Annotated in this window: 21 protein-coding genes; 10 read left to right on the top strand and 11 right to left on the bottom strand. The window is 55.4% G+C overall.

Features of this window, described 5'->3' with window-relative positions; all coding sequences use genetic code 11:
• Positions 1 to 93: 93 nt before the first annotated feature.
• On the bottom strand, positions 94 to 1,761 hold the full coding sequence (locus EL361_RS00260) for an FG-GAP repeat domain-containing protein (protein WP_126375589.1): 1,668 nt from the start codon (positions 1,759 to 1,761) through the stop codon (positions 94 to 96).
• A 348-nt stretch (positions 1,762 to 2,109) separates the two neighbouring features.
• Here EL361_RS00260 and EL361_RS17010 point away from each other — a divergent pair, with 348 nt between their 5' ends.
• Positions 2,110 to 2,280 (top strand): hypothetical protein, encoded by a 171-nt coding sequence (locus EL361_RS17010; RefSeq protein WP_172961564.1) that lies wholly within the window; start codon positions 2,110 to 2,112, stop codon positions 2,278 to 2,280.
• Between the two features lie 99 nt (positions 2,281 to 2,379).
• Here EL361_RS17010 and EL361_RS00255 read toward each other — a convergent pair whose 3' ends face one another.
• The 4 genes from EL361_RS00255 to EL361_RS00240 all read right to left on the bottom strand — a co-directional run bounded on the left by EL361_RS00255 (position 2,380) and on the right by EL361_RS00240 (position 7,096).
• Positions 2,380 to 3,849, bottom strand: coding sequence for a GNAT family N-acetyltransferase (locus tag EL361_RS00255; protein ID WP_126375588.1), 1,470 nt, complete (start codon positions 3,847 to 3,849; stop codon positions 2,380 to 2,382).
• Between the two features lie 149 nt (positions 3,850 to 3,998).
• On the bottom strand, positions 3,999 to 5,711 hold the full coding sequence (locus EL361_RS00250) for an FAD-dependent oxidoreductase (protein WP_126375587.1): 1,713 nt from the start codon (positions 5,709 to 5,711) through the stop codon (positions 3,999 to 4,001).
• Positions 5,712 to 5,908: 197 nt separating this feature from the next.
• Positions 5,909 to 6,784, bottom strand: a complete 876-nt coding sequence (locus EL361_RS00245) for a universal stress protein (RefSeq protein ID WP_172961563.1) — start codon at positions 6,782 to 6,784, stop codon at positions 5,909 to 5,911.
• A 90-nt stretch (positions 6,785 to 6,874) separates the two neighbouring features.
• A complete protein-coding gene (locus EL361_RS00240; protein ID WP_126375585.1) occupies positions 6,875 to 7,096 on the bottom strand; it encodes a hypothetical protein in 222 nt (73 codons plus the stop codon).
• Between the two features lie 118 nt (positions 7,097 to 7,214).
• Here EL361_RS00240 and EL361_RS00235 point away from each other — a divergent pair, with 118 nt between their 5' ends.
• From EL361_RS00235 to EL361_RS00220, 4 genes are all read left to right on the top strand, one after another.
• The gene (locus EL361_RS00235) at positions 7,215 to 7,643 is read left to right on the top strand and encodes a GNAT family N-acetyltransferase (protein WP_232034824.1); all 429 of its coding nucleotides are present in this window, start codon (positions 7,215 to 7,217) and stop codon (positions 7,641 to 7,643) included.
• Between the two features lie 160 nt (positions 7,644 to 7,803).
• Positions 7,804 to 9,669, top strand: a complete 1,866-nt coding sequence (locus EL361_RS00230) for a sensor domain-containing diguanylate cyclase (protein WP_126375584.1) — start codon at positions 7,804 to 7,806, stop codon at positions 9,667 to 9,669.
• The gene (locus EL361_RS00225; protein ID WP_126375583.1) at positions 9,666 to 13,454 is read left to right on the top strand and encodes a PAS domain S-box protein; all 3,789 of its coding nucleotides are present in this window, start codon (positions 9,666 to 9,668) and stop codon (positions 13,452 to 13,454) included. The genes EL361_RS00230 and EL361_RS00225 overlap by 4 nt, the downstream gene beginning before the upstream one ends.
• Positions 13,455 to 13,533: 79 nt before the next feature.
• Positions 13,534 to 14,133, top strand: coding sequence for a tetratricopeptide repeat protein (locus EL361_RS00220; protein ID WP_172961562.1), 600 nt, complete (start codon positions 13,534 to 13,536; stop codon positions 14,131 to 14,133).
• A gap of 17 nt (positions 14,134 to 14,150) precedes the next feature.
• On the opposite strand, the gene EL361_RS00215 is transcribed toward EL361_RS00220, so the two are convergent.
• Both EL361_RS00215 and EL361_RS00210 read right to left on the bottom strand, forming a co-directional pair.
• Complete coding sequence (locus EL361_RS00215) at positions 14,151 to 15,875, bottom strand: aldehyde ferredoxin oxidoreductase C-terminal domain-containing protein (protein WP_126375581.1); 1,725 nt, start codon at positions 15,873 to 15,875, stop codon at positions 14,151 to 14,153.
• 106 nt (positions 15,876 to 15,981) lie between these two features.
• Positions 15,982 to 16,860, bottom strand: a complete 879-nt coding sequence (locus EL361_RS00210) for a TM2 domain-containing protein (protein WP_126375580.1) — start codon at positions 16,858 to 16,860, stop codon at positions 15,982 to 15,984.
• Positions 16,861 to 17,037: 177 nt separating this feature from the next.
• On the opposite strand from EL361_RS00210, the gene EL361_RS00205 reads away from it, so the two are divergent.
• From EL361_RS00205 to EL361_RS00195, 3 genes are all read left to right on the top strand, one after another.
• Positions 17,038 to 17,448: a bacteriohemerythrin gene (locus EL361_RS00205; RefSeq protein WP_126375579.1), complete on the top strand. Its 411-nt coding sequence runs from the start codon at positions 17,038 to 17,040 to the stop codon at positions 17,446 to 17,448.
• A gap of 8 nt (positions 17,449 to 17,456) precedes the next feature.
• Complete coding sequence (locus EL361_RS00200; RefSeq protein WP_126375578.1) at positions 17,457 to 18,320, top strand: hypothetical protein; 864 nt, start codon at positions 17,457 to 17,459, stop codon at positions 18,318 to 18,320.
• Between the two features lie 230 nt (positions 18,321 to 18,550).
• Positions 18,551 to 19,453, top strand: coding sequence for an AEC family transporter (locus tag EL361_RS00195; RefSeq protein ID WP_232034822.1), 903 nt, complete (start codon positions 18,551 to 18,553; stop codon positions 19,451 to 19,453).
• 60 nt (positions 19,454 to 19,513) lie between these two features.
• On the opposite strand, the gene EL361_RS00190 is transcribed toward EL361_RS00195, so the two are convergent.
• The 3 genes from EL361_RS00190 to EL361_RS00180 all read right to left on the bottom strand — a co-directional run bounded on the left by EL361_RS00190 (position 19,514) and on the right by EL361_RS00180 (position 21,426).
• Entirely contained in the window at positions 19,514 to 20,044 is a 531-nt protein-coding gene (locus EL361_RS00190; RefSeq protein WP_126375577.1) for a rhodanese-like domain-containing protein, read from the bottom strand.
• A complete protein-coding gene (locus EL361_RS00185; RefSeq protein WP_232034821.1) occupies positions 20,041 to 20,577 on the bottom strand; it encodes a MauE/DoxX family redox-associated membrane protein in 537 nt (178 codons plus the stop codon). The genes EL361_RS00190 and EL361_RS00185 overlap by 4 nt, the downstream gene beginning before the upstream one ends.
• 174 nt (positions 20,578 to 20,751) lie before the next feature.
• Positions 20,752 to 21,426, bottom strand: coding sequence for a hypothetical protein (locus tag EL361_RS00180; protein WP_126375576.1), 675 nt, complete (start codon positions 21,424 to 21,426; stop codon positions 20,752 to 20,754).
• Between the two features lie 901 nt (positions 21,427 to 22,327).
• Here EL361_RS00180 and EL361_RS00175 point away from each other — a divergent pair.
• Positions 22,328 to 22,795: a hypothetical protein gene (locus EL361_RS00175; RefSeq protein WP_126375575.1), complete on the top strand. Its 468-nt coding sequence runs from the start codon at positions 22,328 to 22,330 to the stop codon at positions 22,793 to 22,795.
• 60 nt (positions 22,796 to 22,855) lie between these two features.
• Here EL361_RS00175 and EL361_RS00170 read toward each other — a convergent pair whose 3' ends face one another.
• Positions 22,856 to 23,035, bottom strand: a complete 180-nt coding sequence (locus EL361_RS00170) for a hypothetical protein (RefSeq protein WP_126375574.1) — start codon at positions 23,033 to 23,035, stop codon at positions 22,856 to 22,858.
• 208 nt (positions 23,036 to 23,243) lie between these two features.
• Here EL361_RS00170 and EL361_RS00165 point away from each other — a divergent pair, with 208 nt between their 5' ends.
• Positions 23,244 to 24,434 carry a GGDEF domain-containing protein gene (locus EL361_RS00165; RefSeq protein ID WP_126375573.1) on the top strand — a complete coding sequence of 397 codons (1,191 nt, stop codon included), beginning with the start codon at positions 23,244 to 23,246 and terminating at the stop codon, positions 24,432 to 24,434.
• Positions 24,435 to 24,510: the final 76 nt, after the last annotated feature.

The raw sequence follows: 24,510 nt of genomic DNA, 5'->3' as shown, positions 1-24,510 counted from the left end.
CGGTCGCGCCCTCTCCTCTCTCTCGGGTGCGTCCTGAAACACCTGCCCCCCGCCTTCTCCCGAGGCGGGGGGCTTTTTTGTTTGAGCACGCGCTTATTTATAGCCGTTCGTGTTGTAATAGATGTAATTTCCCTTCTCGCAGTTCCAGTTGGTGTAAATCAAATCCGGATTCAAGGGCGAGAAGTAGGCAATGACCACCTTGTCGTTCAACTGCAAGGGGACGTTGAAGGAGACGTAATTTCGACCGGGCACTACGGTATAATCAGTACGAGCCGTGAGAGCCTGACCATTCTTGGTGATTGAAAAAACATCTGCCACCAATTGGTGAGGCAGATACACCACATGCATCCCCACCTGACTCTGCCCGGGAAGCCAATGGTCATTAATCCAGTCCTGAGTGACCTCGAACGTTGTCGTCGCATAAAACGTATCCTTTCCATTCAGGTCCGATGCACTGATATGCTCGATCACGGACACGGAATCGGACTCCCATTGCGGGGTAGCGGAGACCATGGCGTCGTCGCCAGTATACACAAGGAGGGTTCCATCCAGATCATTACGACCGGGTTCATTCCAGCGGTGGGTCACCAGATCAAGATTGCCGTCCGAGTTCAGGTCAGCCAACAGCACGGCTGAACCCCAGCCTCCCTGAGCTGATTGCCAGTCCGGGACGCTCACATGCGGGGCATAGCGGATGATATACGGGTCCAGAAAACGATACAGGGAGAATCCTCCCCGACCGTTACCAATATAATTGTTGGCTGAAGTCGCCAGAGTCGGCACCGTATCGGGCCGCGAAGCCCAGCTGGGGTGCATGGTGGCGGCAAAATCAATGCCGTTGCCATAATAGTTGATATCCACACTCTGCCATGAAGGAGAAGTGGCAAGGGTCCCGTCAAGCTGGCCGAGGTAGACCCTGACCGGAGCCGCAGGGAATGCCAAGTCAAGCAGTCCATCCATGTTCACGTCTGCAAACTGGCAAGCCATAGCCACATAGGCATCGTCGGATTTCCACCACGGCGTGCTCCCCAACGTTCCACCGTCATTGCGATACACCACCTGCTGGCAGTTGAACGGCGGATCAGGGTTCGCATTAACCTTGTTGCGCGCAGACACACGTGAGGCTTGCCCCTCAAACGAGCACTTGGCGAAGCTCTCGATACCGGGAATGGGTTCGCCGCAGGCCACAGCCAGATCCAGATCACCATCACCGTCAATATCCCCAAGGTCCAGACCAAAGGAGGGGAAGCCCGTCACCTGCCAGGAGGGGGTCGTCTCAAGAAAATTCGGCGGTCCATGGTTCATGTAGACCTTGGCTCCACCACCCACATATTCGCTCTGGTTCCCCAGGAAGACAGATACAGCAACGTCCACATAGCCATTGCCATCAATATCGCCCACAGCCAGCAGCCCGTGATGCTGGCGATCTGTGGAATGCCAATCCGGACTTGTTTTGAAATTTCCGTTCTTGTCGTTGTAAAAGACCTGCACACATTGCAGGGCCTTGTCATTGCCGCTGGAAACAACCATGTCCGGATAATTATCACCATTGATATCAACCAGCGCCAGACCGGTTCCATAATCGCCGCTGGTTGCCGGGTCCCACGAAGGATTTGTGCTGAAGTCATACGTTTTATTAAATGGAATGGCTGTCGCATTCACGGAGTTCTCCCCCGTGCCCGTCATATGGACAGTACAAGCCCCCAACACCAGCGACAACGCCACAAGCGACACCAACACCATCATACGTCGGTCGATCATGAATCCCTCCTCGGATATATCACATGACTCATACTACCTCTCCATTTTCATTTGCATAAGCAAGTAATCAGAAAAACATCATTTCATCAACCATATCAGACTTATCGGTGTAAAAAAGAACGTATTTTCGCACATTCAAGTGCCACAACCATGGCTAGCCCCTCATCTAAATATCAACAGATTCGGGCTATTGGAGAACCATCACCTTCACGATCAACACGCCTCCAATCGATATAGATAATTCTCAATATTTTCAGATGTTAAGTAATCCCGGAAAAACGTCGATCAGGCACAGTGATTGCTCATGCCATCGGGACTGGCAACATTTTCCGCGAAGGAGTCCACCGCTTGCGTCTGACCATTCTCTTCCTGATGCTGACTTTGCTGGCTGTTTACACTCTCGACAACATCACCAACCCCCGGATCGACGTCCGGAGCATGCATTGGCCGGAAACCGTCTTTGTGCGCTTGGAAGGCAAATATTGCCCTCTGTACGTCCCGGCCAGCCAGATGGAATAACCATACGATCAATCCGCCTCGACGAGCGATTCATTGAAAAAACACAGCCCCCCGGACCTTGTTTGTCCGAGGGGCTGTATTTTGGCTGAAACCAGTGATTCAAGACTTCGACTTTGCCTCACATCCCTGCACATAGGTGATCAACTCACGTCCCTGATCATTGCCGGCCTGAAGCGCCCTGAAATCAAGCTTCACATTGTTCAGATACTGCAGAATCAAATGATCCTTGCCTCCACCACCGGGCATCACCCCCGCAAAAAAGAACCCCATGCTCTCAAATTCGGGCACCAACTGTGCGCTAAGCGGATCCGACAGATCCAACCCCAGAAAAACCACATCCATGCGTTCCAGACAGGCCTGACGCAACCGAAGCAGGACTTCAGCAGCAATACCCTTGCCATACCGCCTAACTCGCATGCTGGCCGTGGACTTTGAATCCATGTTGAAATCCAGAGACAATGGCCGATCGGAAAGCTCCAACCCCTTGGGAACGATACTCACACTCACCCCACGGTCCTGCCAGCCATAAATCCTGGTCAGCATTTCGGCATGTTCCTGCGGGAAAAAAAGTGGCTTGCCCGGGCCAGCGTTGATGTAGCGATGACAGGTAATAAAGCTTTCACGCCCCTGTACCCCGTCAATTCCCTTGTATTCCCTGAACGGAGCACAAGCCAGGCGCAACACACAGGGTTGAAGCCCAACATCATGCAGAGCCTTTTGCGAATAGGAATGGCTACACACCCCTTGGGCAAACAAGCCATAGGCCTTGCGCTGTCGTGCTTCCTCCACCAGCCAGGCTGTCAGTCGTTTCATGCAGCCACGCTTACGGAACCGGGGGTTCACAAAGACCACACCCAATTCGGGAACCTTGGGTGATTCATCATGGTGCACCAGCGCCGCGTGCCCCATAATTTCGCCCTCATCCGTTACCGCCACGAAGGAAGCCAGAGTATCCTGATCATTCATGAGCCGAATAACAGACGGATCATAGATCTGGAGCTTGCTATACGTGTAGCCATAGGCGTGGTACGCCAACCGCGCCACCTCCAGAGCCTCGTGCGGACGCATGCGCCGAACATCAAAGTGCAAGTCCTCGGGCAGAGGTGGTTGCTCAACACGAACCTCTTCCTCCGGCAAGGGCTCATCCTCAAAGGAGAGTCTTTTGACCAGATTTGTCTCCTTGCCTTCCACCCCCAGACTTCGAAAACTGACCTCGTCCATGTAACGCCTGAGAATTTTCAATCCCAAGCCTTTGATCGGCGCCCCCTCGCTAACGTCCCCTGCTGTTGTCTGTTCCAGAACATCGGGATCAAAGGGCAGCCCCCGTTCCCTGACAAGAAATGTCAGCCCGCCACCTGAGGCGGACATTTCAAGGTGAAACGACTCCTTCGCTCCCCCCGCGAAACCATGTTCGATGACATTGACCAGAGCCTCTTCCAGGGCAAGGCGGATTTCATCCTGCTCCCGCCCCTGAATGCCCATGACCTTGGCATAGTCTGAAACGAAATCCAGAATGCCTTCCAAAAAACGTCTGTCCGCCGGGACGGTCAACTTCACTTCATTGCTCATGGCCCACCTCTCGCTCACCTACAGGAATCCAGATAACCCTAACACGAGCAAAGGTTCATGAAAACCAAAGGGGCTCCAGAATGGCAAACCACAAAAAAACCCCCGCACCAGAACAGGCACGAGGGCTGATTTATGTTTGATCGGAAAGGCTACTTTTCGTCGATTCCGGGTTTGAGCAAACGTGCCGTGGCATAGCCACCAGCAATGTTCTTCAAATCAGTGAAGCCCTTCTCGCGCAGGAACAACTGACTCTCGTAAGAGCGCAACCCTGTGTTGCAGAACACATGCAAGCGTTTGTCACGGGGCAGTTCTTCCCAACGCGCAGGCAGATCATCCTGGGGCAGGCAGATCCAACGATCACCGTAAATGGCCTGCATCTTTCTGGAGACTTTTTCGGCTCTCACGTCCAAAAACACGTTATTCTCATCCTCGAGCATCTCCAGGAAGGTCACCGGATCGATGGGATCACTGAACCCATCCATGATGTTCTTCAGGGCATTGCCCGCAGCATTAACGATATCCATGGCCGATGCGTACGGCGGAGCATAGCCCACCTCAAGATTGGAAATATCATCCAGATCAGGCTTGTGGGGCAGCAGTACGGCGACGGCATCAACCCGGGCCTTGACTGCATCGCCTTGTGGACCAACAGCTTCGATACCCAATACACGGCGGGTTTTGCGATCCGCAATCAGGCTCATGAACATCAGCTCGTTCCCGGGGAAGAAATGCGCGCGGTCGGCCATAACCACCATTCCCTCTTCGGCATCGAACCCGGCGTCGCGGGCCTGTTTGAGCGTCAATCCGGCTTTGGCCACGCCCAACTCGAAAGCCTTCAGGCAGAACGTGCCCACAGCGCCCTCGAAACGTTCGTTGCCGCCAGCCACATTGGTGCCAATGACACGGCCCTGACGATTAGCCAGAGAACCCAACGGCAGATAGCTGCTCCCACCGGTAATCAGGTTGCGGACTTCACAGCAGTCGCCGCCAGCATAGATGCTGGGATCGGAAGTACGCATCCGCGCATCCACCAGCAAACCGCCCCACGGTCCTACAGCCAGTCCGGCCTCCTGACCGATCTGCGTGTTGGGACGTGCGCCCACACCAAAGATCACCAACTGGCAGGGGATCTCTCCTTTGTCTGTCTTGACTCCAGCCACACGACCATCGGCATCGCCGCTGATCTCCAACAGACGGGTGGAGGACATCACATCCACGTCGTTCTCACGCAGATGATTTTCCACCATCCGTGCCAGCCCGGGGCCAAAGGCCTGCGGCAAAACGTGATCACACATTTCCACCACGGTGGTCTTGATCCCCCACAGCGCAGTCAGGGCCTCGGCCATTTCAAGACCAATGGCACCACCGCCAACCACGACGGCATTATCAATTTCGCCAGCCGCGATCTTATCCTTGATGAGTGTGGCTTTGTGCAGGTTGGAAACGGTGAAGACACCCTGCAGATCATGGCCGGGAACCGGCGGCACGAAGGGAGTGGACCCGGTGGCAAAGACAAGGCTGTCGTACTCGAGTTCACTTTCCTTACCGGTCTCCAGGCTCTTGATCAGTACGGTCTTGGCCTTGCGGTCAATGGAAATGGCTTCGGTCCTGGTCAGGACATTGACCCGCTTGTACTGCCGGAAAAATTCCGGATCACGCACGGCGTGGTACACTGTGGAGCACAACTCTTTAACCTCGGCAATATCACCGCTGACATAATAAGGAATGCCGCAGCCGCCATAGGAAATAATGGAGTCACGGTCCACAACGGTAATCTCGGCTTCCGGGTCAAGGCGACGGGCACGGCAGGCCGCTTTGGGCCCAAGGGCCACGGCCCCGATAATCACAATTTTCTTGGGCATGAAGACTTTCTCCTTGCAGTATCGTCCGGTCGCTTGCCCGCCAGCGGTAAAAAAAACCGGCGGGACGCGGCCCATTAGTTGCTTAAACGTCGGGTCTGTAGCACGGCTGCTCTTTTTTTCAAACACCCGCAAACCCGAGTTTTTCACTAAGGAAATAGCAAGTCAAAAGGAATATTCCGAAGAACCCGGATATCCCGTCAGCGGCAAACCCACAGGGCAGCGCCCTCAAGCTGCTGATAGATCGTATCGCTGGCCGATCCCATGAACAGACGGGGAAAACGCCCCTGCCCGACTCCGGTCCGGCCCATGGCCACCACCGCATAGCGCCCCGCATCAGCCTCCTCCAGAATTGTTTCAGATATTTTTCTGGATTCCACGATACGCGCGGAGATGCGCTCCTCGGAAAGATTATTATCCAGTAGGGCCGCCATGCTCCCTTCCAGAGCCTTCTCGGCCTGCCTTCGCCCCTCGTCACCATTCTTGGGAACAATGCTCAGCATTGTCACGTCATGTCGCGGTTCATGCTCCAGCATGAAGCCCACATGGTCCGCCATGGCCAGGCTTGAGGTTGAGCCGTCCACACAGAGCAGCACGTTCTTGCGACCTTCTTCAACGTTGCGGCAAATCCACAACGGGGCACCCACATGCTTTTCCAGCACCCCACGGCTCACGCTGGACCCGAAGGCCTCCTCCAGACGGGTCAGCCCGCGGCGCCCAAGCACCAAGGCGTCATAGAGGCCCTTTTCGCTTTCAAGAATGATATCCATGATCTTGGAATATCGTTTGAAAACGATCTTTGCTTCCATGTGCCCGGCCCCGAAGCCCTTGCCGCACAGAAGTTGCCGTGCCTTTTCCAGAGCGCCACTGACAGGACTCTGCGACGAGTCGATATCACAGCTGAGCTCCTGAAGCAGATGTCCACCTGCTTCAGCCACTGCGGACTTCGGGTCCGAATCGGTATAGAAAAAGGTCAGCCGGAGATGCTCCGGGGCACTGAAAAAATCGGCAACAAAACGCACCCCGCACAGGGCACTGGGGTCCGTGCTCAGGGTAACCAGCAGATGCTTATCCATCAAAACCACCTCCGCGACCATGACAGGAAAAACTCCGGCCATGGTTTTACTATACTCGATCAGCGGAAAAAGTGGAAGAATTTGATTATGCTAGATGGCACCACTGAGTTCCATGTGCCAGTAGGCCCCCACAAAGCACAGAGCCGAGACAAGGATCTGAAAAATAATGGCAGACCAGAAAGAAAAGGCCGATTCCTCGCGGGAAATATTCAGCAACCGGGATTGAATTTTACCAGTCCTGATTCCCACTCGAATCAGATTGAGGGACAACAGCCCAAGCAGGGCAAGTACGATGGGAATGACATATTGCATGGGTCTCTCCAGGGTACGAGTTTGCAGGTGCAGGCATACACTGCCGGAGGCCAGGCATCAAGCTCGGGCCTTGCCCCCGAAAGCACCCTCGGGTAGGACCTCGGCAGACAGGGAGAACATGATGGGCCACACTCTCAAATTTGACTGCAATGGAGTAGATTGGAACGAGGCTGCCGAGGTCTTTGTGCGCGCGCCGCTAGGCATGCGCATCCCCGGACGTCTGAAAAAAGCCTTCGAGGCCAGTCATACCGTTTGCTTCGCCTACCATGGCGAAACACTCATCGGATTGGGCCGAGCCATCTCCGATGGTGTCTATCAGGCCGCGATCTATGATCTCTGCATCCTGCCGGAATATCAAGGCCAGGGTCTGGGTAACGGCATGATGAAAGCCATATTGGACAAACTTGATGTGGAACACGTCATACTCTATTCGGTCCCCGGAAAAGAGGCTTTCTATGAAAAGCTCGGCTTCTCCCGCATGCTGACGGCCATGTCCTGCCATCGTGATCCGAGCAAACTCATTGCCGGCGGCTATATCGAGTCCTGAAGACTCTCCACCACAATTCCCACAGTCATCCTGATTTCAACTCTTCCCAACTGAGCGACGCAATGTCCCATGCAAGATGATATCATACCGTCGCTTTGCATCCCGGGCAGTTATTGCGTAAACAGTTAATAGACCAAACTAGTTTAACCAGGGTGGCGTGATGCGGTTCTTCTCAAAATATCTCCTGCCAGGACTGGCCTTCTTTCTGCTCGCCAGAGCTGCCCAGGCGCTCGCCCCTTTCCCCGACAGCGTGGTCCCTGTCTGGCCTGCTGCCGGGGTCGGTTTCGTGTCCTTCTATCTTCTGGGCGCTGCGCCCGCAGCCGGAATCCTCATTGCCGACGCCCTGGCTGCCATGATGACCGGGCACACTCCATCGATGGCCTTCCTTTTGGCGGGCGGCAACACCCTGTGCCTTGGTATTGGCGGTCTGATCCTTCGCAAGGTCACTGGAAAGAACTCCTTCCTCGATTCCCTCAACGGGATGCTACAGTTCATTTTCGCAGGCCCGGTGCTCAGCGCGTTCCTAGCCGCCCTGCTGGGCATCATTTCCTTGAAGGTGGGCTCAATCCACCCCCTTGAAGACGCGACCTTGCCCTACTGGACCTGGTATGTCTCGGACATGACAGGCATCGTCATCGTGGCACCATTGGTCACGGCATGGACACGCATTCCCCTCAATCTTCCCCCGACTCTTCGCTCTCTGGAAGGGGTCGGAATGTTTGCCTGCGCCGCTGTCCTGTCTCACTTTGTCTTTTCCTCGGAAGGACACATCATCTTTGCCCAGTACCCTCTGCCCTTCGTCTTTATCCCCATCATGGCCTGGGCCACGTTCCGTACCGGCCACAGAATCATCACTCTGCTGCTGGCCATGATCTTCGTCTATGCCGTAATCTGGACCATGATCGGGCAAGGCCACTTTGCCAAGATGGGCTATCCGTTTTCCATCCATATCCTACAGATTTTCACCGCCTCCGCAGCCATCACATCCCTGATCATCCACACCATGATCGACTCTCTCCGGTCTAATGAAATGGCCTTGCAACGCGCCAATGAAGAGTTGGAAGACCGCGTCAAACGCAGAACACGCCACCTCAACAAGGCCCTGAGCAACTTACGGGCTGCGGAAGCAAGCTACCGTACCATTTTCGAGAACGCCATGGAGGGCATCTATCGCACGGACATCAACCATCGCTTCCGCAAGGCGAATCAGGCCCTGGCCGACATTCTTGGCTACACCAACCCACGCGAACTCATTGAAGAAGTCCATGACATCAGGACGTTTGTGGCCGACCCGGCAGATCTATCCCGATTCTATGAGCTCCTCGCCACAAAAGGACAGGTCAAGAATTTTGAATCAAAGGCGCGCCGCCGGGATGGCGCTGAAATCTGGTTGAGCCTCAGCAGCCACCCCATCAAGGACAAAAATGGAAAGGTCGCAGGCATCGAAGGCATCCTCCAGGACATTACCGACCGCAAATGCTCCGAGCAGGAATTGGAGCGCCGGGCTTTCAGTGACCCCCTCACGGGAGCAGCCAACCGGCATTTCTTCGACCACAGCTTCGAGAAGATGCTGGCCCAGGCCAAGCGTACAAATTCCGGCTTGGCCCTGCTTTTTCTTGATATGGACAATTTCAAAGATATAAACGATACTTACGGACATCGCGGCGGAGACGACGTACTCATCGAAACCGTCACACGCATCCAATCCCGACTGCGTGACGCCGACCTGCTGGCCCGTATCGGGGGTGACGAATTCGCCCTACTGATCCACAACACCCGCAATCACAAGGACGCAGCCCAAATCGCAGAAGATATCATCACAGCCCTTGGGGCCGAATACGCCATCAGCAAGAACCCCATTCACATTGGAGTCAGCATCGGCGGAAGCCTCTACCCCGCAGACGGACAGGACATGGAAACCCTGCTTGAACGCGCCGACGAGGCCATGTATCGCGCCAAGCAGAGAGGCAAAGGCCAATTCGTCCTCTGGGGCGCAAGGCCAGACCAGATGGAGAACATCTCTTGACCAACGCTCTTAGCGATCACAGATTCTTCAAACGTCTTCTCAACATACTGCTGGTCGCCCTGCTCTGCTTCGCCGCAACCTTCGGGCTCATGGAGTTCATCCTCAGCCCGAGGACACTCCATCTGAACGCAGCAGAGAAAAATTTCATCGCCCACAAAAAACACCTACGAGTCGGTATCGACAACGATTTTCAACCACTGCAATTCGTTGATACCGACAATCGCGTCATGGGAATGACTGTCGATTATCTTCGCCTGCTGGCTCTGCACACCGGGCTGGAACTTACATTTGTCCCTGCGGCCTGGGTAGACATCGTCGAGATGCTCAAGCGGGGAGAAGTGGACATGATTCCCGACGCCACGCCCACCCCCTCGCGCATGAAGCACTTCCTGTTCACCCAGGCAGTGAACAATCACAGCACATCGCTCTACGTCCTGAGCCATATTCAAGGTGTCCATTCTCCGGCGGACCTTGCAGGGCGTCGAGTCGCGGTTGTTCAGGGGACATCCATCATTGACGAAATCCTCAAGTACCCCGAGGTGATCGTTGTGCCTTACAGGGGAACCATCGACCAGCTCAGAGCCCTCAAGAACAAAGAGGTCGATGCAGCCGTAAGTTACGACATGCTCTCCCGTTTCTGGTTATCCAAAGAAAATATCACCAACATCAAAGCCGTTGGCACCATCAAGAGCGAACCGGGCTGCCTGGCAGTCCGCAAGGACGATGCGCTCCTGCATTCCATCCTGTCCAAGGCCGTGGAATCCATGCCGCGAGACGAGGTGTTGCGCATTGAACAAAAATGGGTTGGCACCCCGACCATGGAACGCAATTTCCCGAGCCAGATTCGTCACTACCAGAAATGGATATCTGCAATCGTGGCCATCGTGTTCTCGATTTTCCTCTGGAACATCCTGCTCCAGAGGCGGGTCAAGAACCAGGTTCAAATTCTGGATGCCAGCCACAAACGCTATCAGGCCCTATTTGACACAGCGCAGGACATGATCCTGATTCTCAAAGACCGCATAATCGTAGACGTCAATCAAAAGGCCATCGACCGCCTGGGCTACTCTCGCGACGAGATCATCGGCATGACTCCGAAGCTTCTTGGCCCTCCCCGACAACCTAGCGGCATCTCCTCAGAACAATTGGCTCTTGATTCTCTCAAGCGGGCTCAGGCCGGGGAGTCCTTCACCATCGAATGGCAGGCCGTCTCGGCCAGCGGCGCTCTTCTGGACACGGAGGTCAGCCTCAGCACCTTTGAAAGCCCTGAAGGGCGCTATGTACTGGGTATCGCCCGTGACATCACCCAGTGGAAACAGAACCAGCAGGAAACCCAACGTCAGGCGGCCTATTTCCAACAACTCTTCGAAAACTCACCTCAGGGTGTCGTCATGACCGATGACGAAGCACTGATCGTGGGCGTCAACAGAGCCTTCGAAAAACTGTTTGGCTGGTCCGAGGAGGAAGCTCGCGGTCATTATGTCCATGAATTGCTCCTCCCCCCGGAAGACCACGAACAAAACATTCGCAATGCCTACCGCATCAGAGCAGGTGAATGGCTTCAGACAGAGGGTTCCCGCCTGCACAAGGACGGGCACGCCATCCAGACAGCCGCTCTGGGCTACCCCATTTTCGTGGATGACAAATTTCATGGGGCCTATGTCATCTACACCGACATCACACAGCGCAAACAGGCAGAGCAGGAAATTCTACAGCAAAAGGCCTTTTTTGAGCAGCTCTTCGAAAACTCACCCCAGGCCATTGTCATGCTCAACCTCGACGCTGAAATCACCAAGATCAATGCCGCGTTCACGGCCATTTTCGGTTTCACGGAGGATGAGACCATCGGCATGACCACCGATCAGATTCTTGTGCCTGAAAGAGAAATGACTGTGCACAAACAACGAGCCGCGGCTCTGCGACAGGGCAAAACAGTCCAATACGAGATCGCTCGCAGGCGCAAGGACGGCCAGCTCATTCAGGTCAATATCATCGCCTATCCCATCTTGATCGAAGAAGAAATCAAAGGCGCTTACGTTGTCTACAATGACATTAGCGATCGCCGAAGGGCAGAACAGGAAAGCCAGCGCCAAACGGCCTACTTCCAGCAACTCTATGAAAACTCGCCCCAAGGCATCGCCATCGTGGACAACGACGAACGCATCCAGTCCACCAACAAGGGATTTGAAACTATCTTCGGTTACAACTCTGATCAGACAACAGGCGTTGCCCTGAACGAGATCATTGCTCCCCCGGATGCCACTGATGCCATGGAAATTTCAACCCGCTTGGCACGGGGCGAATTCATCATCACTGAAACCGTGCGCCAGCATAAAGACGGCTCCTCCGTCGATGTCGCCCTCATCGCCTACCCCATCCTGATTGACGGGCAGCGGCAAGGCTCCTACGCGATCTATACCGACATTACCGAACGTAAAAAAGCCGAACGTCAGCTCATTCATCAAGCCTATCATGACAAGCTGACCGGCCTGCCCAACCGCTCCATGCTCCAGGAGCGGATCGGCCATGCCATGGAACGCGCCAAGCGAGACAAGTCATACAATTTCCAACTGTTGTATATGGGGTTGGACCGTTTCAAAGTGGTCAACGACAGCTTGGGACACGTGGTGGGGGATCAACTGATCATGGCCACTGCTCACCGCCTTGTAGATACGATGCGTGGTGTGGACACCATCTGCCGTGTCGGTGGAGACGAATTCGCCATACTGCTGGAAGAAGATGTCAGCGCAGATTCAGCTCTGACCGCAACGCAACGCCTTCAGGCCTCCATTCGCCGTCCCATAAACACAGGGGAACAAGAAATTCATATCACCGCCAGCATCGGCGTCATCATGGGCCCCCCAGGCCATGAACGTCCCGATTTCATGCTGCGCGATGCCGAAATTGCCCTGCATCAGGCCAAGCAGAAAGGCGCCGATCACGTCGAAGTCTTCCAGGCCAGCATGCATGACCGTGCCGTACAGCTTCAACAGTTGGAAACCGACCTCAGGCAGGCGGTGGAGAAACAGGAATTCTACCTGCACTACCAGCCCATTGCAGATCTTCGTACCGGCATATTGACCGGAGTTGAAGCCCTGGCCCGATGGAAGCACCCTGAGCGAGGTAAGATCTATCCTGGAGAATTCATCCCCGTGGCCGAAGACACCGGCCTAATCATCCCTCTTGGTGAATTTGCACTTCGCGAGGCCTGCAGGCAATTCAAAGACTGGCAACAGGCGTACCCGGGATGCCCGCTGGGCTTTGTCAGCGTCAACCTATCGGCTCGACAGTTCACCCAGCCCGACCTTGCGAACAAAATCCAGGACATTCTTGAGGAAACGGCTCTGGCCCCCGCGCATCTGCACCTGGAGATCACGGAAACCGTAGTCATGGAAAATGCCCATATTGCCAACAGTACCCTGGCCGCCCTCAAAACCATCGGCTGCAGACTGTCGGTCGATGATTTCGGAACGGGCTATTCCTCGCTGGCCTACCTGCACGGGTTCCCTCTGGACACATTGAAGGTGGACCGTTCGTTTGTGAACCGCATCTCTCAGGGCAAAGAGCATGTTGAAATCATCAAGACAATCATCAAATTAGCCCATAACCTGGGTCTGGATGTCATTGCCGAGGGCGTGGAAGACCAGGATCAGGCCGACCAATTACGCCGCCTACGTTGCGATTTCGTCCAGGGATATCTCTACAGTCGTCCTGTCAGCGCAAAAAGCATCGAGGTGCTTCTCGCCGTGTCTGGAGCCAGCCTGCTTGACTCCTCCTCGTCATAATCCACTCAAACCATCGACCAGTTGACCCATACGCTCATTCAGGTATTCTGCCCTCCATCTCAGGCCAAGGAGTACCTACGTGTCCAAGAAAAAAGATAAGGCCCTATCCAGAAGGGATTTTCTATTTGCCGGCTTGCGCCGCCTACGTCGTGACGAAGATGAAGGGGAGAAGAAGCAGGAATTCTCTACCCTTGCCGCCGCCACCGAGGGCGTCACCAAGGACGATGCCACCAAGGCCAAAGAATCTTTCGTGGCGGGCAATGCCGCCTACGCCAAGGCCGACTACGAAACGGCCTGGCCCCTGTACCGCGAATGCGTCCAGCTCTTTCCCGCCCACATCGAGGCACGCAAACGTCTCGCCTACTGCCACTACCGCATGGGGCGCCACCTGCAGGCCAGAGTGGAGTTTGAACGCGTGCTACGTGAAGCCAAAAAGGACAACTTCAGCTCTCTCTATCTGGGACTGGCATACTGCCGCCTGAAGAAGGCAGACAAAGCCGTTAAAGCCTGGAAGGGATACTTCAATACCGACGAAGTCCGCATCATGCGTGAACTGAACGTGCAAATGGCCATGCTGGACTCACCAGAGCCACCTGACACGGCAGATGTGGCCGATCTTGTGGAAGAAGCCATTCAGGCCCGCAAGGAAGAATTGCTGGAGCAGGAGACATCGGCCTAAGCCACAGGCCTCCTCTCTCAGTCTTCGGCACCCAACATCTGTTCCAGGGCTTTGGCATACTGGCTTCGCACCGCTTCCAAGGCCTGGACCGTGACCGCACCGTTAGGCGTGACCACTTCGGAAAAACGCTTGGGCAGTCGCACCGCATCAGGATTGAATCCCGTGGCAAATTTCAACCGCCAGCGACGGCGGCGTGCGTCCTCTGCCAATTCGTCCAAGTGTGAAGCTGCCTCCCAATGTCCGACACTATCCAGACACTCAGCCAGCACATCGGTACTGTAGATGTGCCGTCCGAACAGACAGCCCACCATGCAGTTGACCATGACCCTGCGATGCTCGTCGCGCAGCAGAAAACGCACAGCGTCCTCGGGCGGCCCGCCGCACTCCAGGTCATATGAGTAACAGGCGTTATCCAAATGTGAATGCCTGAAATTCATGGCCTGCGCCGCAAAGAATGTGGGACCGCTGGCGTAGCCCGCCATTTCCTGCCCCAGGACACAGGCAAAGTCCTTGCCTCCATAGACACGAGCAGCACTTTTCACCCCTTGTGCCAGTTCCTTCCAGAATGGAGTCTCACCCCGTCCAAGCAGCCTCAGCCCCCTGACCAGGGACTGTGCATCCCCGAAACGCAATTCCATACCGGTCTCGGCAACGCCGATAATTCCTTTCTCACTGGCTTCACAAGCCCAGGCGAGACAGCCGCCAGCAGACATCACATCCATGCCCTGACGCTCCACTTCTGTCAGCAGGCTCAGTACCTCATGCGGGTCGGACAGCGCCAACATGGAACCACAACAGGCCATGTGCTCGAAGTCGAACCCCACATCACCACCGCCCCCGGGCATGACCGCCAAACGGATGCAGCCAACAGGACATCCCGTACAAGCCGCTCTGCGCACGGGAACGGCCTCGGGCATTCGCTCCCCGGACAGGGCCTCGATGCCCTCACGGCTGGTGGCCCGCAGATTTCTCCAGGGCAAGGAACCCAAAGCATTCAGGGATGAAATGATCTGTGCCGTGCCCACCCCCCGATACTTCTCCATGGAGGGTGACTTGGCAGCAAGGTCGTGCATTGTGCGCCGCAAGGTCTTGTAGCCCGATCCGAACCCACCCAGACGCCGATCATCGCCCACCACGGCAAAGGCCTTGAGGTTCTTGGACGCCAGCACGGTCCCAGCACCCAGACGACCAAAATGACGATGGCGGTCCACGGTAATACAGCCAAAGGTACACCCATTCTCGGCAGCAGGCCCGATGCAGGCCACGGAGGTCCGCCCCGGACGGGCCGTCAGCATTGCCCGCACCCGCGCGTGAACAACGGCAGGTTCCTGTCCAGCCAGTTCAGCCCCTTCACGAACCTCAGCCCCGGCTCTGTCCACTCCCAACCATGACATCCCAGGTGCCCGGCCTGTAATGACTAGGGCATCAATGCCGGCCAATTTCAGGGCCCACGGCAAACGCCCCCCCGCATGGGATTCGGCATACTGTCCGGTATGCGGCGACACGAAACCGCAGACGACCTTGCTCATCATGGGGAACAGGCCCGTCAGCGGGCCAATGGCGAAAATCAATGGCTGGCAGGGAGACAGTGCAGGCTCTTCGGGATGACCATAACGCTCGTACAAGGAGGCCGCCAGCCCGGAGCCCCCCAGGCAGTCGGCACTGCCTCCATGATTCACCACCTGCGTACCACCGGTGTTCAGGCTTACAATCAGAATACGAAACGGTGCTGCGGGCTGCATTGCGGTTCAATTCCAGAATTCGAGTAATAAAACATGTCGCTCCAACGAAAACACTCCGGCAGACCATGCCCGCCGGAGCCCTCTTTGGAACAGAAGCTGTTCGCTGTCAACGTTGGGAGGTCGCGGCGGAAGCTCCCGCTGCGCGAATGGATTTCTCGACATTGAGGCTCGATTCCGTAGGAACACGCCGTGCCTCGGCTGCCTCCTTCAAATCAACGTAGCGATTGTGTGCCTGGATGTTGCGATGAACCAGAGCAGCAGAGAGCAACCCCATGGGCACCAGAATATTCAGTACCCAGTACTCCTCAAAAAAGACTCCAACCCATCCGGTGCCGCTCAAGAGCATGAGCAGGACTCCGATGCCCAGGTTGCCAAAATAGGCATGACCGAGCCCCGGCCACAGCAGGGACAACAAAAAGGCAACCTCGGGATTCTTGCGTCTGTTCAGCATCCGATTGGTTCGGCTCGCCATACGAGCCAGTCGCTCCCTCTGGATGGGATCCAGTGGCTTGTGCACTTCACTGACGTTGTCTGGCCCCTTGTTTTCTTCCTCATTCCGTTTTTTGTGCCCATCCAGGTTGACCCGTTCTCCGCCCTTGTCATCCCATGGAGCATTGCCCCTGATGATGACGCGTCCAGCTTCCTTGGGCGGGGCCTTTGGAGGCAGGGGAGTCATATGATGCGGCATATAGGCAGGAGTAGCGGTGTCTGGTATTTCCAGCTCCAATCCACTGATGGTGGGCGTATCCGGGCTAACGATATCCTGGTCGTCATATTCCACGGGACGGCTGTGCCCGACCATTTGTCCCAAGAGCGAATCCTCTAGGGGCAGATCATCCACTTCAGACCGCGGAGGAAGATCATCCGCTTCACGGCGTTTGAGCAATTCACGAACTTCCCTGCCGAACTGCTCTTCGGACAAAAACCCTTCATCTCTCATCTGCTCCAGATGCCGAACCGCATCCGATATCGACTTGTCGCTCATTCCCTTCCCGCTTGTTCACGATTTCGCCCTGCTCGACGGTTAAAGACTATGCACCAAAGGCTGAGTCACAGGCAAGTGGCATTGCACCACGAGACTTGCCAAGGCGTCATCACATTGCTAGCGTTGGTAAGTGGTTGAATACCCCATTTTCATCATCGCCTGGAACCGGGAGGAATAATGGCTTTTGTGCAATGGGACGAGCGAATGTCCGTTGGAGTCGAAACCATCGACCAGCAACACAGGGAACTCCTCGAGTTGATGAACAGCCTGCATGAGACCTGTTCCGGCGATGCCTGCCAGCCCGATGCAGTTCAAAAAGCCGCAGATCAATTCAGCGAATACACCCGGTATCATTTTTCCACCGAAGAGCAATTCATGGACAGCACCAGCTATCCTGAATTTGATGAACACATGGAGCAGCACATGGAGTGCAGCATGAAGGCTGCTGATTTCTTTGGAGACTATCTCGCCGGTGGAGGCGAGGTTGGCCGCGACATGCTGGAATATCTCAAACAATGGCTCATCAACCATATCCTGAAAACTGACAGAAAACTTGGCCTGCACCTCCGCAACCAGGGCCTGGAATAGGACCAATAATGCGCTTGATGTATCTGGCTCTGGAATCAGGAGCCAATGTTTTTGACTGGTTGCACTGCAAATGGGAGCGCGAAGCCACTCACAGATTCGTGGTCACTTTGCTGGCCCTGTCCTTCATCGGCACGCTGATCGCCGTTGAAATCGACAAGCTCGGCCTGTTGCCACCGCATCTCTCCACTATCGTGCCCGACAATCCATTCTACGCCATCAACGTTGCCTTTACCCTGATGCTGGTGGTGGAAGTTGTCAGCATGATCTTCATTCTGCCCAAGTCCTTTTCGAGATCCATGGGCAAACAGTTCGAAATCCTGTCCTTGATCCTACTCAGAAGTTCCTTCAAGGAACTGGTCAATCTCCATGGGACCCTGACCTTTCCCGATGACTTTGACATCCTGGGTCGCATCATGACCGACGGATTCGGGGCTCTGGCCGTGTTCCTGCTTCTGGGATTTTACCTGCGGCTGCAGCGCCACCGTGAACACACCAAGGATGGAGCGGCATTGTACGCCTTCGTCATTACCAAAAAGGTCCTGGCGTTGCTCCTGCTGGCTATCTTCGTCAGCCTCGGAGCTTTCAATGCCTGGCAACTGGCCTCTCACGGAGAGTTGTTGCACTTTTTCCTGGTCTTCTACTCGGTACTCATCTTCTCGGACATCTTCGTGGTGCTCATCTCCCAGCGTTACCGCCCCTCCTTCGAGGCGGTCTTTCGCAACTCCGGGCTGGCTCTGGCCACGTTGCTTATCCGGCTGGCCCTGTCGGCACCGCCCTATTGGAACACCGCGCTGGGAGTCAGCTCGGCCCTGTTCGCTGTCTGCCTGACGCTAGCCTTCAACTCATTCAGACAGAGCAGGATTGCGGATTGAGCTGAAGCCTACGGGCAGTGCTCCAGATTATCCTCACTGCGGAAACACTGTCTGATGATCCGAACCACATCCTCAAACCAGAGGAATGGGCACCTTGCCGAGGCATCTCGCCAAATCGTCTCGGTATTGAGCCAAACCACCGGCTTTGCGCATATTGTCGCCTCCCTTGAATTGGACTATTCTGCGCCGATCTTGATCCAGATGTGCACCCCATCCATTGGGAGGACATTGTGATTTCTGCACTCGCGCCCGTATTTGCGGCCATTTTGCTGGGCTATGCCCTGTCCCGCTTCCGGTTCCCTGGCGAAGGGTTCTGGCCCCAGGCAGAACGCATCACCTATTTCGTTCTTTTTCCGGCACTTCTCATAAACAAACTGTCCACCGCCGAGTTCGGCACCGAAGCAACAGCCATGGCCACGGCTCTGATTGGTACTGGATTGATCACGGCTCTGGGCCTTCTCGCCCTGCGCCGTCGACTGCCTTTCGAGGGTCCTGCCTTTACCTCGGTCTTTCAAGGCTCCATCCGCGTCAACACTTACGTGGGTCTGGCTGGTGCAGCCGCGATGTTCGGAGATCAGGGTATCGCGTTGTCCGCAGTGGCCCTGCTGGCCATTGTCTCCCTCAATAATCTGCTCTGCGTACCGGTGTTGGCCCGTTATGGCTCCAAGGCCAGTGGCTCAAGCCAGGGACTCCTGCTGGAACTGATGCGCAATCCCCTGATTCTGGGCTGCGTGGCAGGCTTCACACTCAATGCATCGGGCCTGCCTCTGCCAAGTGCCTTTCATGACACCCTGGCTGTCATCGGCCGTGCCGCCCTGCCCATGGGGCTGCTGGCCGTGGGGGCAGGACTCAAACCCGGCAGCATTGCTCAGGGGCTGCCCGGCATAGCACTGTCCTCGGCCATCAAGCTGATGGTCTTCCCCCTGCTGGCCATGGCCCTGTGCATCCTGCTCGGGGTCGACGGTCCGGCGCTCACAGTTGCCGTGCTGTTCTGCGCACTGCCCACAGCATCTTCCTGCTACATTCTGGCCCGACAACTCGGCGGAGACACCACCCTCATGGCAACCATCATCACCGTGCAAACCGTGGCCTCGGCCCTGACCATTCCCATCTTTGTCGGCCTGGTTAATTAGACAAAAAAGGCCGGAAGGTTACCCTTCCGGCCTGAAAATGATTCGACGTCAGTTGTGTCTTTACATACTGGCCACAGGATACTGCGCGCCCTTCCAGGCAAAGATGCCACCGGAGTAACGCACCACATTGGTATAGCCCAACTTGCGCGCCCAAACAGCACCGTTATGACTCCGCGTGCATTTCACGAACCCGCAATAAACGACAATGAGTTTGTCCTTGTCAGGTCCGAGCAGGGTCTCGTACTCTTCGGCACTTTTGCCATCGGTTTCCTTGGCATCCCATTCCTTCATATCCGGGATGGGGAACAGGAACTGCACGGCACCGGGCACATGATTCTTCTTGTAGCTGGCTTCAAAGGGCATGGTATCGACGATGACCATGTCTTCCTTGGCATCCATCTTGGCCTTGAGTTCATCCGTTGTGACAAGACCGTAATCGCCACGCTCGATCTCGCGCACAAGCTTCACGGCACCCTTTTCCTTTTCCACTTCCTGCGCAAACTTGTCAGGACCAAGCAGATCGCAGCCAGCAAGGCTCATGGCAAACAGACAGATCAGAGCCACGGGACACAGAATCTTGAACAGCTTCATCGGTGTTGCTCCAGCTTTTCAGTAAATATTGACGAACCACGCCGGTATCGGATGCCCGGCAAAACAGCCCCGGCCACACGCCACCAATAGGCATAGGCGATCATGGCCAGTAACATGAGATCTCTCACAAAAGCCTGACGAAGACCGTGAAAAGCAACACCCTCCGGGTCACCCGGGCCATAGCAGCCGCAATCCACGTCCAAGCCCAGCCAGATGCCATAAGCCAGCACCACGAGAAACATGAGGGTCATCCCAAGGATCGCGCCCAGACTTCCACGCACATCCAGAATCAGGCCAATGCCTGCCAGCACCTCCAGAACAGGCAGAAGGATCGAGGCAGGCCCCACCAGCACGGCAGGTAACAGACCATAGCCACTGATCACGACAGCAAAGGCCTGCGGGTCGACAAGCTTGATGCCCCCGGCATACACAAACACTATAGCCAGCCCCAACCGTGCAAGACGGTAGGCCCAGACCGAGCGCAACCAGTGCAGCGGTGGCTCAAAAGGAATCTCAGGGATTGTCGGCATCATGCTCCCAGTATGCGGACCAAACGAATCCGCACTCTGCCCCGTCATGTAAAACAGACCGGGAACATCGGACCAATTGTTTGTCCGAATCCGAAACAGGGATTACATATAGATAGAGTCGATAGCGACCATCACGGAGGCCTTTCTTCTTATAGAAAAACGCCCGAGGTACGTTGATCAGCCTGACTTGATAGCGAGTCCGGCAATCTCCTCGGGTAATGGAGTCACGGCATTGCGCCCCAGTGCGGCTAGGCACCAGCCGGAAACGGCTCGGCGTTTGGAGGACGCCACAGGGTAATCAGGAAGGTAGAGTGTGTGCTGTGTCTTGGCGAGATGAGGGGCAAGATTCTTCAGTGAGCATTCGCGTCCACGATGACTGTCGTAGGAAAACTCGTCCCTGTCCGGAACTCTGCTGCCCAAAACCAGCAGCCAGGGCGCAGCGAAAGTCGTGGCAACAAAAGACACCTCATCAAAGAATCGACGCTCGGCGCCGCCACCGGCGACAGTGAGGACCACCAATACATCCTTGTCCAAAAGATAGGGTTTGTCGGTTTCCGCCAAATTCAAAAATTGGCGCGGAGCCACATTATGCAGATAAATATTCTTGGCATTCCCTGCACGATTGCGGGCCTGATAGCACAGCTCACTTTTAGGTTCACAAGCCAAAATCTCACGATGAGGATGACGCTTGGCCAGTTGCACCGCCATATCGGCAGCCCCGTCACCGGCAGCCAGCGCGTACTCACAGCCTTCCAGAACGCTATCCACAATACGCGCCAAAGACGTGTCCCGGTCAAGGGCCGTCCTGACGCTCTTGCCGCGCCCCAGCAATCTGTCAAAAAATCCCGCCATTAATGCCCCCCCAATCATGAATACCAATACTTGACCACAAGTTACGCACTGGAATCAAGCCCTGACAAGCAGAATTACCAACAACCCGATTTCATACCGCGCCAGCTTTGATTCTACTGCACCAAAAAACCCCGCCTCCAGGACGGAGGCGGGGTGCTGAAGATCTCTCAAACGTTGCGTACGACTCGCCTCAACCGACTTTAATTTCAGTAAGTTGGGTAGTTACCCACAGACAGGCCTTGACCGCTTTGTCAATGGTTGCATTCGGATATTGCCTCCCGACGCGCCCTAGCCAATCGAAAAGGTTTTCGTCCAAACGTTCCCTCACGAACGGGGCCTGAAATCAGCCGTTGAGGTTGTGTTGAAAAGTTTCCCTAAGACGTACCTTGCCAAAATTTTGTTCCCGAATGGCTCGGGACGTGCTTCAAAAAGAATCCCGTTTGACTAAACTGCCAGGGACGGGTCTTTTTCTCTTTTGATCCATCCGGCAGAGCCGAGGTGCCCCCCGGTTCCCTGTGCCGACCCGCGGAGCCGGACCGGATTCGCAAGAAGCATAAGCCTCTTGAAGCAAGGTCAGGTCTTTTCTCTGTCAAAGAACTCTTCCATTGACTCCAGATATGAGCGCTTCACACCAGAAAGTCAAGCGCCACAGGGGATCCCGCCAGTTTCACGGCCACAAAAGCCACTCTATAAACCCTACAAAACCATAGGGATTCCACTGGACTCACAAATTAGTCTAAAAAATTTATTATTTTAAATCTCAATATATCAGATAGTTAAATTACAATTTACCGCCAAGGCCACCCTTGTGGGTACAAATCTCCTAACAGTGCGGTATATCGAATCTTTTCAAATTCTCAAGACCTTGCATCCGGGGCTTACAAAAGCTATTCAACCCGCCATGAGCAGTTCAAACACCCCCACCACTGCCCAATTATTGGACAGACACCCCCTATTGAGGCGCCTTTCCGGCCAGATCGTCTGGCTGATGTTTGAAGAACATGATGCCGACCCGGACGATATCCAGGCCTTTCTGGACAGGATGCAACCCGTCATGAATGGCTCAGCCGAACTAATCGAGGCCATCCTTTCCGGCGAAGAACTCTACGCCCGAATCAGACGGGATGGGAAAGGTGTCCCTTGTGAGAAGTGTACAGCGATGGAAGGTAAAGCCATTGCCTTACATCAGGAAGGAGCGGAGCAACTGCTTCCCCCCTATGGTTTGGGCTGTCCGCTCAGGGCCGAGATCATCCCGCCGGGGCAAAGACCTCCGGACGAGGACGAACTCCTGGACCCTGCCAAGGGCTCTGCCCATGGAGACCTGGTCTGCGGAGACTGGATATTCACCCACCCCTGGGGGAACGAATAAGTCCCAGAGACTCCACTTTCCACAAACACGACACTTCCTGCGTAAAGCTGCGAAGGGCTGTTATGCTCCCATGGGCTTGCCAGCCAATCCGCAATATCCCTCATCTCCTTCGCCCTTCTTTTCGGGGTCCTTGAAACGCCACATCATGCATTGGTCCCCCTGACACATCCGAAATTTGTCGTCACTGGTCTTGAGCAAGGGGCAGTATTTGAACCTGGCTTCGTCCTGAGGCAACATCATGATTTCATCTCCTCGTTATCCTGATTTATCAGTCAAATAGCAGATAAAACAAGCATGGTGAAGCCCGTCAAGCCTTATGGTTCTAGGCTCGCCATCTGCTCTGCGTTGACGCTCAGCGCAAAATTCGCGTAAGCTAAATAGGCCCATCGGACCATTTCTCGATGAGTCCGATTCAAGGACACAAAGCCAGCGGAACAAGGAGCACCCCATGGAGCAACCACCTGCCACCTTCCTGGGAACCAATCCTAAACTCACTGCCTTTCTTGCAGTCCCCCGTAAAGAAAAGGAATCTGCCAAGAAGTTCTGCACGCGCCTTGCCCACAAGTTCGGAAAGAACATCTTTGCCGAAGCAATTCACTTTCTCAGCCATATCCAGCTTCCCGCAGATGAAGCGCGCGAGCACTGGATAGCCATCGTCAACCATCGCGAAAGCATGCGCATTCTGGCAGAGCGCGACATCGGGCTGTTGGCCACGATGATCGACTATTTTACCAGCGTCTGCCCACATCTGGTCGCTCCGGTCACTCTGGAGGCGGATACTCTGGCCCAGTGCCAACGACTGATGATGATCGACGATCTAACCGGGCTGTTCAATCGCCGCTACTTCACCGCGGAACTCCAGAAGGAAATCGAACGCTCACGCCGCCTGAAACGCCCCATGGCCCTGCTCATGGCGGATATCGACCACTTCAAGGATTTCAACGACACATTCGGCCATGCGGGCGGGGATAAAGCCCTGGCTTCCGTGGGAAGCATCATGCGCAAATCCGCGCGCCTGATGGACCAGGCCATTCGCTACGGCGGGGAAGAATTTGCTTTTATCCTGCCCCACACGTCAAAGGAAGACGCCATCGTGGTGGCCGAACGCCTGCGTGTCGCAATGGAAAGTCACACCCCTCTGGACTCGGTGGGTGATCCGCTACGCCCTGTGACGCTGTCCATCGGCCTCTCGGCCTGTCCCGATGATGGCGAAGACCCCATTGCTCTCATCGAAGCGGCTGACCGCGCGTTGTATCGGGCCAAGGGGCAGGGTCGCAACCAGGTCTGTACCCAGTCCGATGACTATCGGCGCAGCAAGCGGTACCCTGCAAAGGCAAGCACTCAGTGCCAGATCCGTAAAAAGGGAGCCACACCGGTCATGGCCCGGATGCTGGACCTTTCGACATGGGGTGTTCGTTGCGAGGTTCCCGTGGTTATGGAACCCGGCAAGGATTTATCCTTGATGCTTCAGGACAAGCAAAAAGAGCTGACATTGTCCGTGACCAAGGCACGGACTGTCTGGGCGGAATCTGCCAATGGAGGCATCTGGCGCACGGGCATCACTTTCAGCAACCTTTCCACCCCCCAACGAGAGGGGCTGCACGCCCTGCTGGGCGTCAGTCCTCCTTCCTCCGATTGAATCCACTCTTCCCCGCCAGGGTCTAAAGTGTCGGCTCTGCTGTCCGATAAGACAGAAAGTCGCCTCTGGCGGAGAA

The organism is Desulfovibrio ferrophilus (assembly GCF_003966735.1).
Classification (GTDB): domain Bacteria; phylum Desulfobacterota; class Desulfovibrionia; order Desulfovibrionales; family Desulfovibrionaceae; genus Desulfovibrio_Q; species Desulfovibrio_Q ferrophilus.
The sequence above is the reverse complement of the archived record's forward strand: the minus strand, read 5'-3'. Positions and strand labels throughout refer to the sequence as shown.

What these genes read in the sequence shown, in the direction of transcription:
- EL361_RS00260 (WP_126375589.1), bottom strand. Translation starts at nt 1,761, where the DNA reads ATGATCGACCGACGTATGATGGTGTTGGTGTCGCTTGTGGCGTTGTCG.
- EL361_RS00255 (WP_126375588.1), bottom strand. Translation starts at nt 3,849, where the DNA reads ATGAGCAATGAAGTGAAGTTGACCGTCCCGGCGGACAGACGTTTTTTG.
- EL361_RS00250 (WP_126375587.1), bottom strand. Translation starts at nt 5,711, where the DNA reads ATGCCCAAGAAAATTGTGATTATCGGGGCCGTGGCCCTTGGGCCCAAA.
- EL361_RS00245 (WP_172961563.1), bottom strand. Translation starts at nt 6,784, where the DNA reads ATGGATAAGCATCTGCTGGTTACCCTGAGCACGGACCCCAGTGCCCTG.
- EL361_RS00240 (WP_126375585.1), bottom strand. Translation starts at nt 7,096, where the DNA reads ATGCAATATGTCATTCCCATCGTACTTGCCCTGCTTGGGCTGTTGTCC.
- EL361_RS00235 (WP_232034824.1), top strand. Translation starts at nt 7,215, where the DNA reads ATGATGGGCCACACTCTCAAATTTGACTGCAATGGAGTAGATTGGAAC.
- EL361_RS00230 (WP_126375584.1), top strand. Translation starts at nt 7,804, where the DNA reads ATGCGGTTCTTCTCAAAATATCTCCTGCCAGGACTGGCCTTCTTTCTG.
- EL361_RS00215 (WP_126375581.1), bottom strand. Translation starts at nt 15,875, where the DNA reads ATGCAGCCCGCAGCACCGTTTCGTATTCTGATTGTAAGCCTGAACACC.
- EL361_RS00210 (WP_126375580.1), bottom strand. Translation starts at nt 16,860, where the DNA reads ATGAGCGACAAGTCGATATCGGATGCGGTTCGGCATCTGGAGCAGATG.
- EL361_RS00205 (WP_126375579.1), top strand. Translation starts at nt 17,038, where the DNA reads ATGGCTTTTGTGCAATGGGACGAGCGAATGTCCGTTGGAGTCGAAACC.
- EL361_RS00200 (WP_126375578.1), top strand. Translation starts at nt 17,457, where the DNA reads ATGCGCTTGATGTATCTGGCTCTGGAATCAGGAGCCAATGTTTTTGAC.
- EL361_RS00190 (WP_126375577.1), bottom strand. Translation starts at nt 20,044, where the DNA reads ATGAAGCTGTTCAAGATTCTGTGTCCCGTGGCTCTGATCTGTCTGTTT.
- EL361_RS00185 (WP_232034821.1), bottom strand. Translation starts at nt 20,577, where the DNA reads ATGATGCCGACAATCCCTGAGATTCCTTTTGAGCCACCGCTGCACTGG.
- EL361_RS00180 (WP_126375576.1), bottom strand. Translation starts at nt 21,426, where the DNA reads ATGGCGGGATTTTTTGACAGATTGCTGGGGCGCGGCAAGAGCGTCAGG.
- EL361_RS00175 (WP_126375575.1), top strand. Translation starts at nt 22,328, where the DNA reads ATGAGCAGTTCAAACACCCCCACCACTGCCCAATTATTGGACAGACAC.
- EL361_RS00170 (WP_126375574.1), bottom strand. Translation starts at nt 23,035, where the DNA reads ATGATGTTGCCTCAGGACGAAGCCAGGTTCAAATACTGCCCCTTGCTC.
- EL361_RS00165 (WP_126375573.1), top strand. Translation starts at nt 23,244, where the DNA reads ATGGAGCAACCACCTGCCACCTTCCTGGGAACCAATCCTAAACTCACT.